The following is a 9891-nucleotide window of genomic DNA, read 5'->3' as shown; positions in this document are numbered from 1 at the left end:
TGCTCCTTCGGTTCCACGAGGGACGTCTTCCCCAACGACCTGGTGGACCTGCGAAGCGAGATAGCTAGCGGAGGATTGTGAATATTTTTGTGTCCTGCGTGTCTATTGTGCCCTGTGATGCCCCTGTTGCGCTAGTGTGCAGTCCGAATTAGCTGTACTCGGAGATCACCGCGTCCGAGACCGCGGGCCACGGATCCAGCGCCCACTCGCCGAAATCGCGGTCGGTGAGCACTACCAGCGCCAGCTCGGCCTCGGGATCCGCCCAGATAAACCCGCCTGCCTGGCCGAAATGGCCGTACGTTCGCACCGAGTTGCGCGCCCCCGTCCAGTGCGGCGATTTGGTGTCCTTGAGCTCGAAACCCAGCCCCCAGTCGTTGGGCCGCTGCACCCCGTAGCCGGGCAGCACCCCGTCCAGGCCGGGAAATTGCACGGTCGTGGCCGCGTCGTGCAACTGCGCCGAGACCGTCGCCGGGCGCAGCAGCTCGCCCGCGAAGGCCGCCAGGTCGGCGACCGTGGACGTCGCGCCGAAGCCGGCGGCCACGGTGCCGCCGTTCAACCGGGTCGTCGCCATGCCGAGCGGTTCGCACACCGCCTCGGCCAGGTAGCGGCCGAATTCGATCCCCGACTCCGCCTCCACGGTCTGGGCCAGCACGGTGAAGCCATGGTTGGAATACATCCGTCGGGTGCCGGGCTTGGTCAGCACCCGATCGGAGTGCATCGCCAGGCCCGACGCGTGCGCCAACAGGTGGCGAATCGTGGAACCTGGCGGGCCCGCCGGGGTGTCCAGCTCGACGACCCCCTCCTCGATCGCGATCTGCGCGGCCCGGGCCACCAGCGGCTTGGTGACCGACGCCAGCTCGAAGACCCGCTCGGTGTCGCCGTAACTGGCCAGCACTCCGCTAGGTCCGATGACCGCGGCGGCCGCGGCCGTGACCGGCCAGCCGGCAATGGCCTCCAGGCCGTCGGAAGCGGCCATCACTTCCTGGCGATGTAGTAGCTGTTGATCGGGTCCGAGTCGACCTCGGCCATGCGGACGTCGTCGAACCCGGCGTCGGCGAGCATCGAGGTGGCCAGCTGCGTGCCCCAGGCCGCGCCCAGCCCGTCGCCGTCCAGCGCCAGCGACACCGTCATGCAGTGCATCAGCGAGGTCGTGTAGAGGTAGGTGCTCATCGCGACGTCGACGTTCTCCTCGAGCCGGCTCGACGCCTTGATGTCGGCCATCAAGAAGACGCCGCCGGGCCGCAGGGCGCGGTAGATGTTCTCCAGCACCCGCGGCGGCTGCGCCTGATCGTGGATGGCGTCGAACGCGGTGATGACGTCGTAGGCCTCGCGCTTGTCGAGCTGCGCCAGATTGTGGCTTTCGAAGGCCGCATTCGTCAGGCCCAGGCGAGCGGCCTCCTGGACGCCGGCCGCGATGGCCTCGTCGGAGAAGTCGATGCCGGTGAACCTGCTCGCCGGGAACGCCTCGGCCATCACGTTGATCGCATGACCGCTGCCGCACCCGAAATCGGCCACGTCCGCTCCGGAGCGCAGGCGGTCGGGCAGGCCGTCGACCAACGGCAGCACGACGTCGACGAGCGCATTGTCGAACACCGCGGCGCTCATCTCGGCCATCAGCGTGTGGAAGCGCGGGAACTCGCCGTAGGGCAACCCCCCGCCCTCGCGGAAGCAGCCGACGATCTTCTGCTCGACCTCGCCGAGCTGCGGCACGAACAGGGCCACCAAAGCCAGGTTGTCCGGCCCCGCCGCGCGGGTGAGCGCGGCCGCCCGGTGCGCGGGCAACGAGTAGGTGGCGGTGGCGGCGTCAAAGTCGACGACGTGCCCGGTGGTCATGCCGGCCAGCCACTCCCGCACATAGCGTTCGTTGAGGCCGGCGGCCTCGGCGATCCTGGCGCTGGTGGCGGGCGGCAGCCCGGCCATCGTGTCGAACAGCCCGGTCTGGTGCCCAATGCTCAGCAGGATCGTGAGGCTCGCGCCGTCGATGGCCGCGACCATTCGCCCGGCGAATTCTTCTGTGGTTTCCGAGGCGGTCTCAGATGCCGTCACATCCAGCGACGCTACACCGGGGTTTTGTCGCGCCGAGTCTGCGCTCAGCGCGTGCATTTCGCTGAGGTGGGCGATCTCAGCGCAGACTCGACGCCAGCACCGGATTGGCCCGCCAGTAGGTTGTAGCCCATGAGTCAGACAGTGCGCGGAGTGATTTCACGCAAAAAGGGCGAACCCGTCGAGCTGGTGGACATCGTCGTCCCCGATCCCGGGCCCGGTGAGGCGGTGGTCGACGTCATCGCCTGCGGGGTGTGCCACACCGACCTGACCTACCGCGAGGGCGGCATCAACGACGACTATCCGTTCCTGCTGGGCCACGAGGCCGCCGGCCGGGTGGAAGCGGTCGGGCCGGGCGTGACGGCGGTCGAGCCGGGCGATTTCGTGATCTTGAACTGGCGCGCCGTGTGCGGGCAGTGCCGGGCCTGCAAGCGCGGCAGGCCGCAATACTGCTTCGACACGTTCAACGCCGAACAGAAGATGACACTGACCGACGGCACGGAACTGACACCGGCGCTGGGCATCGGGGCATTCGCCGACAAGACGCTGGTGCATGCCGGCCAATGCACCAAGGTCGACGCCCAAGCCGACCCCGCGGTCGCCGGGCTGCTGGGCTGCGGCGTGATGGCCGGGCTGGGTGCCGCCATCAACACCGGGGCGGTGACCCGCGACGACACCGTCGCCGTGATCGGTTGCGGCGGTGTGGGCGACGCCGCGATCGCGGGGGCCGCGCTGGTCGGGGCCCGGCAGATCATCGCCGTCGACACCGACAACACGAAGCTGGACCTGGCCCGCAAGTTCGGCGCCACCCACACCGTCAACGCCCGCGAATTCGATGTGGTCGAGACGATCCAGGACCTCACCGACGGGTTCGGCGTCAACGTGGCGATCGACGCCGTGGGCCGGCCCGAAACCTGGCAGCAGGCGTTCTACGCCCGCGACCTCGCCGGAACCGTTGTGCTGGTTGGCGTTCCTACGCCCGACATGCGCCTGGAGATGCCGCTTTTGGACTTCTTCAGCCACGGCGGGTCGCTGAAGTCGTCGTGGTACGGCGACTGCCTGCCCGAACGCGACTTCCCCACCCTGATCGACCTGTACCTGCAGGGCCGGCTGCCGTTGGACAAGTTCGTCTCCGAACGCATCGGGCTCGACGACGTCGAGGAGGCGTTCCACAAGATGCATGGCGGCAAGGTGCTGCGTTCGGTGGTGATCCTGTAATGGCCGGGATCGAGCGGGTCGTCACCCACGGAACCTTCGAACTCGACGGCGGCAGTTGGGAAGTCGACAACAACATCTGGATCGTCGGCGACGACTCCGAGGTGGTGGTTTTCGACGCCGCCCACACCGCCGAACCCATCGTGGCGGCCGTCGGCGGCCGCAATGTGGTCGCGGTGGTGTGCACGCACGGCCACAACGACCACGTCACCGTGGCTCCCGAACTCGGCGCGGCCCTCGACGCGCCGGTGCTGCTGCACCCCGGCGACGACGTCCTGTGGCGGATGACCCACCCGGACAAGGAGTTTCGGGCGGTTTTCGACGGGGACGCACTGAATGTCGCCGGCACCGAGTTGCGGGCACTGCACACCCCCGGCCACTCCCCTGGATCGGTGTGCTGGCATGCCCCCGAGTTAGGAACAGTGTTCAGCGGCGACACACTGTTCTCCGGCGGCCCGGGCGCGACGGGGCGCTCCTATTCCGACTTCCCCACGATCCTGCAGTCCATCTCGGGACGCCTGGGCAAGTTGCCCGGCGACACCGTCGTGCATACGGGACACGGTGACAGCACCACCATCGGCGACGAGATCGTCCACTACGAGGAGTGGGTCGCGCGCGGCCACTAGGCCTCGCCGGCGTGTCGCTCGCTCAGCACAAACGTCTCCGGCCAACGAAAATGAGAATGTGGACGATAGGGCTGAATCCGACCTGGCGTGGGAACTGGCTGATGCGATCAGCCCTCTACTCGCCGAGCCCGACCGCTCCCAGCTTTACGCCAGCATCGGTTCCGGCGAGTCATACACAGCAATCGGCACAGTGCTGCAAACCATGGCACACCAAAGTTCGCCCATACCTCCCGAGCTGATGGCCAAAGTCACCAACTGGCTCGAGGCCTACGCGCTCAGCGACGACGCACCCCGGCTGCACGAGCTGCTCCGTGTCATCAAGTCATTGCCCTGATGTCTGCCCAGCCTTGCCCGCGGGCGTAACGCCACGGCGAAATTTCTCGCCGAATTTCGCCGTGGCGTTACGCCCGCGACAACGAACTCAATACCCCTCGAGGATCCGGCGCTTCTCGGCCTCGAACTCGTCCGCCGTCAAGGCCCCCGAATCCCGCAGCGCCGTAAGCGTTTTGAGTCGCTCGAGGCGGACCCCCTCGTCGCCGGGTTCGTGCACAACGGGCGGCACCACCACCGACGGTTGGTAGTACGGGTTGGCTGCCACCACCGCCCTGCGGCGGGTGCGGGACAACCACATGCCCGACAGGATCGAATCGACCAGTCCCACCACGAACAGGGCGACGAACAACCACACCAGGAAGCCGTAGGAACTCTTGTGGCCGAAAGCCAGTCGCGGGTTGATGTATCCGTTGACCTGGCCGTCCGTCGTGATGTTGTAGGTGCCGCTGACCGGAATCTGGGCCACCCACACCCGCACGTGCGCGTCGTTGTTGACCGTCGTTGTGCTGCCTATGCTTTCGCTGACCACCGGCTGCGCCACCCCCTCGGGCGGCCCGATCGTGACCCCGAGCGGCGGCACCGGCAGGCCGCCGCTGGGACTGCCGACCACGACGGTGTGCAGGCTGACGGTGACTTCACCGGCGGGCAGGGACATGCTGCCCGAGCCCGGGATCGCCACCTCGCCGTAGGCGTCGTACTTGTCCAGAAAGAACGTGTTGAGCACCAGGGCGACGATGAAGCCGCCCACCGACACGATCATCAGCACGACCGCGGTGGCCAGCGAAATCTTTGCGAGCCGTCTGCTGGTCATGCACGCAGTGTGGCACCGCGGGCCAGGCGATGCCAGCGAAAGAGCGCAAAGCCGCCGAGGATCACGAACGCCAGCACCGGCACCCAGTCCCCCAGCCGTTGGTACGGCGTGACAGTCGATCCCAGCGGCACGCTGACCACGGTCACACCCCGAAACCCCGACGGGCACCAGGCCAGCCGGTGGCCGCGCGCGTCGAAGGCCGAGCTGTCGCCGGACAATCCGACGTGCACCGCCGGGCGGCCCGCCTCGACGGCGCGCACCGCGGGCTGGGCGGCCAGCTGCGGCTGCGCCCAACTCCCCTGGAATGACGACGTGGAACTCTGATACACCAACAAACCGGCGCCCAGCCGCGCCTCCCGCCGGGCCAGGTCGGAGAAGAGGGTCTCGTAGCTGATCAGCGGTCCGATGGGCAGGCCCGCGGCGTTCAGCACCACGGGGCCGGTTCCCCTTTGTCGGTCCTCGGCGGCGGCCCGGCTGTGGCGGGTGATCCAGCCGAAAAGCGGTCGCAGCGGGACGTATTCGCCGAAGGGCACCAACCGGGTCTTCCGGTAACTGCCCAACTGTCCGCGCTCCCCGACGAGCACCGCCGACTTGTAGATCCCGCCTCCCGGCGCCGGCGCGTCGACGTTGACCAGCAGGTCCGCGCCCACCCGGCGCGACAGGTCGGTCAGCCGCGCCAAGACCTCCGGGTGGCTGGCGAGATCGGAGCCCACGCTGCTTTCTCCCCAGACCACCAGGTCGAGCCGCTGGCCGGCGACCGTCGCGGTGAGCGCCTCGCTGGCCGCCTCGCGGTCGCCGGAGTCGGCGATCTCACCGGGCTGCACCAGCGCCACGCGCACCGTCGCCCCGCCGGCCGGCGACGGGCCCAGCAGATACCAGGCCGGGCCCAGCGCGGCGCACACCACCGCGCACGCCACGGTGACGACCCGGCCTAAAGCGGCCCGCTGCACCAAAAGCCCGACGAGACCCGTATTGACCGCAACCACAAGGAAACTCGTCAGCCACACCCCACCCAGCGACGCCGACGCCAGCGTCACCGGCTGGGCGGCTTGCGACGCGCCCAGAGCCGCCCACGAACCGCCCAGCGGCGGCCAGGACCGCACGACTTCGGCCGCCACCCACGCGCTGGGCAGCACCACCATGGCGGCGACCGTTCGCCCCAGGCCGACCGGCGCGGACAACAACCGATGCGCCAACCACCCCCACGGCAGCCAGAGCGCACCGAACCCGACGGCCAACAGCACGAGCAGCGGGCCGGTGCTGGTCACCAGCCAGTACTGGCTGGCCAGCACAAACCCGGCGACACCGCACCAGGCCCGCGCGGCCGCTTCCCACGCGGACGGCGCCGCCCGCACCACCAACAGCAGCGGGACCAGGCCGAACCAGGCCAGCCACCACCACGCCGGCGCGGGAAAGGCGAGCGCGGGCAGCGCGCCGAGCACCAACGCGGCGATCAGATTGCCGCAAGGGTTCGCTGAGCGCGACACAAAGAGCAGACTAGGACGGGGCGCAAACCGACTAAGGAGTGATACGCATGGCCAACGATCTCGTCGCGACGGTTCCCGATCTGTCGGGCAAGCTGGCAATCGTCACCGGGGCCAACAGCGGTCTGGGCTTTGGGCTCGCCCGGCGCCTGTCGGCCGCCGGGGCCGACGTCGTGATGGCGATCCGCAACCGCGCCAAAGGGGAAAAGGCGATCGAGGAAATCCGCGCCACGGTTCCCGACGCCAAGCTGACCATCAAATCCCTCGACCTGTCGTCGCTGGCCGCCGTCGCCGCGTTGGGCGAACAACTCAACGCCGAGGGCCGCCCGATCGACATCCTGATCAACAACGCCGGCGTCATGACACCACCGAAACGCGACACCACCGCCGACGGTTTCGAATTGCAGTTCGGCAGCAACCATCTCGGGCACTTCGCGCTGACCGGGCACCTGCTGCCGCTGTTGCGCGCCGCCAAGGGCGCCCGCGTCGTCTCGCTGAGCAGCCTCGCGGCCCGCCAAAGCGGCAAGATCCACTTCGACGACCCGCAATTCGAGAGGTCCTACGCGGCCATGTCGGCCTATGGCCAGTCGAAGCTGGCGGTCCTGATGTTCGCCCTCGAACTGGACCGGCGCAGCCGCGCCGGCGGCTGGGGCATCGTGTCCAACGCCGCGCACCCCGGCTTGACCAAGACCAACCTGCAGACCGCCGGGCCCTCGCTCGGCCGCGAAAGGCCCGCGCTGATGGAAAGGCTGTACAAGGCGTCCTGGCGTTTCGCGCCGTTCCTGTGGCAGGAGATCGACGAGGGGATTCTGCCGGCGCTGTACGCGGCCGCCGCGCCGCACGCCGAGGGCGGCGTGTTCTACGGACCGCGCGGGATCTACGAGGCGGCCGGCGGCGGGGTCGCGCTCGCCAAGGTGCCCAAGCTCGCCCGCGACGAAGACGACTGCCGGCGACTGTGGGAGCTGTCCGAGCAGCTCACCGGAGTCAGCTACCCGACGCCGGACTGACTATCGTTGGTGCATGCGGCCGGTACCTCGTCTGCGCGAGTCGAGCATCGTGGTCCGGCCAGAGCCGACGGCCAGCGCGACCTACACCCAGTCGTCCCGGCTACAGGCCGCCGGCCTGGCCCAGGGCATCGCGCTGTTCGAGCGCGCCGCCGAACAAGTGCCGATCCCCGCGGCTCCCCAGCCGATCGTCATCGTCGACTACGGCGCCGCCAACGGGCACAATTCGTTGAAGCCGATGTCGGCCGGCATTGCCGTGCTGCGCGGGCGGACCCGCCACGACCACGCGATCCTGGTGGCGCACACCGACGTACCGGACAACGATTTCACGGCCCTGTTTCGGACCCTGGCCGACGATCCGGACAGCTATTTGCAAACGGACACCACAAGTTTCGCCTCGGCAATCGGGCGGTCCTTTTACGGCCAGCTGCTGCCGTCCAACACGGTCAACCTCGGCTGGACGTCGTGGGCGACCCAGTGGGTGAGCCGCATCCCCTGCGAACTGCACGATCACGTGCACGTCGCCTACAGCAATGACGACGCGGCCCGCGCGGCCTACGCCCACCAGGCCGCCGTCGACTGGAACGACTTCGTGGCGTTCCGCGGGCGCGAGTTGGTTCCCGGGGGGCGGCTGGTGGTGATGACGTCGGCCGTCGACGAGGACGGCACAACCGGCTTCAGGCCGCTGCTCGACGCGATCGTCGCGGCGCTGGCCGATCAGGCGCGCGACGGCCTGCTCGGCGAGCACGAGCCGCGCCGCATGGCCATTCCCACATTCGTCCGCGGCGAGAAGGACTTTCGCGCCCCGTTTGCGCCGAGCGGGCGGTTCGAGGGCCTGACGATCGAGCACCTCGAGACGTTCAACGCCGAGGACCGATTCTGGGCCAGGTTGCAAACCGACGACGACGCAGAGGCTTTCGGCGAGCAATGGGCGGCGTTCGCGCGGGCCGCGGTCTTCCCGGCCCTGGCGGGCGGGTTGGACGGTGGCGCCAATGACCCGCGAGCGGTCGAGTTCGTCGAACGGTTGGAGACCGCCGTTGCTGGACGTTTGTCAAACGCGCCCGAGCCCATGCGGATTCCGCTGGCCTCACTGGTGCTGGCCAAGCGCGAACGCTCGCATTGATGAGAGTTTCGACACACTGCTACAGCGGGTAACCCCCGTGGATAGTCGACGCTGCGACTCCAAGGGGGTACGTGCATGAGCGTGCAGGACGACAAAGTGGCTGGTCCGCAAGAGGATCAGCAAGCAACCGACCAGGACTCGGGCAAGGACTCGGGCAAGGACTCGGGCCAGAAGGAAGACCGGCCGCTGACCGAGAAGCCGGAGCCGGACGAGGGCCACAAGAAAAAGGCCGCCGAGATGATGACGGCCTACGAAGACCGGCCCACCCTGGTGCTGCCAGGTTCCGGCGCGATGGTGACGGGCACGGCGGTCAACGATTGGCTGGACGAGGACGGCAACCCGAAATGCGAGTCGCCCGACGATTCCGGCTCAGAAGCCGGCTCGGACCAAAAGGCGCAGGCCGATGAAGGCCGAGACGACGAAGCCCGAAAGGACCAGATCGAGAAGGACAAGGCCCTGAACGAGGAGCTAAAGAAAGCCGGGGCACAGGAGAACAAGGGCGAAAAGCGCCCAGCCGAGCGCTAATTCAGTGGCCGCGCGGAGCAATCTGGCTGACTAGACTCGGGACTCCCGGGAGACCGGGGATCGGCGCGTTGAACCCGGGGATGCGCGGGATCGGCGGGATCGGCGGAATTCGCGGGATCGGCGCAACCGGCGGCGCGGCCGGGGGCGGCGGTGCGGCCGGGGCCGGCGGTGGCTCCGCCGGCGGTGGCGCGACCGGCTCGGGCGGGGCCGCCGGCGGTGCCGGAGCGTCCGTCCCCTCTTGAGTGGCCGGGGGCGCGGGGCTGGGCGCATTCGTCGCGGGCGGGGGGTTCGTGTCGATGCCCGACGGCGGGGGCGGCGACTGGGTCGCAGGGGCGGGCGGAGAAGTACCGCCGGTGGCGGGCGGCGCCGGGGAAGCCGGAGTCGTGCTGCCGCCCGGCGTCGTCGCCGGCTTGTCGCTGGAGCCCAGGCCAATGGCCAGCGCGATGCCCACCAGCAGGATCGCCACCACGGCGCCGATGACCACCACCACGGGCAGCCGGCGCCAGGGAATGACCGAGTTCTTGGGTTCCGCGGGTGGGCGCTCGGCTTCCTCGAACTTCAGCGCCGGGCGCGCGGACGTGCCGACGGCGCCGCCGGGCAGGACGCGAGAATCGGTGCCGGCCTCCGACCAGGCCACTGCGGGCATCATCACCGATGCCGGCGCCGCGGCCGTCGCGGTCCCGCCGGCGCTACGACCCGGCCACGGCCGTGCCGGGGGCGCCAGCGC

At 69.1% G+C, this 9891-nt stretch carries 10 protein-coding genes and 1 pseudogene; 6 read left to right on the top strand and 5 right to left on the bottom strand.

Annotated features, from left to right (window positions below):
• Positions 1-148: 148 nt before the first annotated feature.
• Positions 149-976, bottom strand: coding sequence for a serine hydrolase (locus JWP83_RS30505; protein ID WP_297739137.1), 828 nt, complete (start codon positions 974-976; stop codon positions 149-151).
• Complete coding sequence (locus JWP83_RS30500) at positions 976-1995, bottom strand: class I SAM-dependent methyltransferase (protein WP_297739143.1); 1020 nt, start codon at positions 1993-1995, stop codon at positions 976-978. Before JWP83_RS30500 ends, JWP83_RS30505 begins: the two co-directional genes overlap by 1 nt.
• A 180-nt stretch (positions 1996-2175) precedes the next feature.
• Between JWP83_RS30500 and JWP83_RS30495 the strand changes: the two genes are divergently transcribed.
• The 3 genes from JWP83_RS30495 to JWP83_RS30485 are packed head-to-tail and all read left to right on the top strand — an operon-like array spanning position 2176 to position 4218.
• Complete coding sequence (locus JWP83_RS30495) at positions 2176-3261, top strand: S-(hydroxymethyl)mycothiol dehydrogenase (RefSeq protein WP_297739134.1); 1086 nt, start codon at positions 2176-2178, stop codon at positions 3259-3261.
• Positions 3261-3884 (top strand): MBL fold metallo-hydrolase, encoded by a 624-nt coding sequence (locus JWP83_RS30490; RefSeq protein ID WP_297739131.1) that lies wholly within the window; start codon positions 3261-3263, stop codon positions 3882-3884. The genes JWP83_RS30495 and JWP83_RS30490 overlap by 1 nt, the downstream gene beginning before the upstream one ends.
• Positions 3885-3942: 58 nt before the next feature.
• On the top strand, positions 3943-4218 hold the full coding sequence (locus tag JWP83_RS30485) for a hypothetical protein (RefSeq protein WP_297739127.1): 276 nt from the start codon (positions 3943-3945) through the stop codon (positions 4216-4218).
• A gap of 87 nt (positions 4219-4305) precedes the next feature.
• On the opposite strand, the gene JWP83_RS30480 is transcribed toward JWP83_RS30485, so the two are convergent.
• The gene (locus tag JWP83_RS30480; protein WP_297739124.1) at positions 4306-5028 is read right to left on the bottom strand and encodes an SHOCT domain-containing protein; all 723 of its coding nucleotides are present in this window, start codon (positions 5026-5028) and stop codon (positions 4306-4308) included.
• Complete coding sequence (lnt, locus tag JWP83_RS30475; RefSeq protein ID WP_297739140.1) at positions 5025-6473, bottom strand: apolipoprotein N-acyltransferase; 1449 nt, start codon at positions 6471-6473, stop codon at positions 5025-5027. The genes JWP83_RS30480 and lnt overlap by 4 nt, the downstream gene beginning before the upstream one ends.
• 89 nt (positions 6474-6562) lie before the next feature.
• Between lnt and JWP83_RS30470 the strand changes: the two genes are divergently transcribed.
• The 3 genes from JWP83_RS30470 (at position 6563) to JWP83_RS30460 (ending at position 9164) form a co-directional block, all read left to right on the top strand.
• Positions 6563-7519: an SDR family oxidoreductase gene (locus tag JWP83_RS30470; protein WP_297739121.1), complete on the top strand. Its 957-nt coding sequence runs from the start codon at positions 6563-6565 to the stop codon at positions 7517-7519.
• A gap of 13 nt (positions 7520-7532) precedes the next feature.
• A complete protein-coding gene (locus JWP83_RS30465) occupies positions 7533-8639 on the top strand; it encodes an SAM-dependent methyltransferase (protein ID WP_297739118.1) in 1107 nt (368 codons plus the stop codon).
• Positions 8640-8714: 75 nt separating this feature from the next.
• Positions 8715-9164, top strand: coding sequence for a hypothetical protein (locus JWP83_RS30460; RefSeq protein ID WP_297739115.1), 450 nt, complete (start codon positions 8715-8717; stop codon positions 9162-9164).
• A 1-nt stretch (position 9165) separates the two neighbouring features.
• Here JWP83_RS30460 and JWP83_RS30455 read toward each other — a convergent pair.
• Positions 9166-9891: pseudogene (locus JWP83_RS30455) on the bottom strand (hypothetical protein); the annotation flags it as partial.

It is taken from the genome of Mycobacterium sp. (genome assembly GCF_025965855.1).
GTDB lineage: Bacteria > Actinomycetota > Actinomycetes > Mycobacteriales > Mycobacteriaceae > Mycobacterium.
This window is presented reverse-complemented; position numbering and strand designations above follow the sequence as displayed.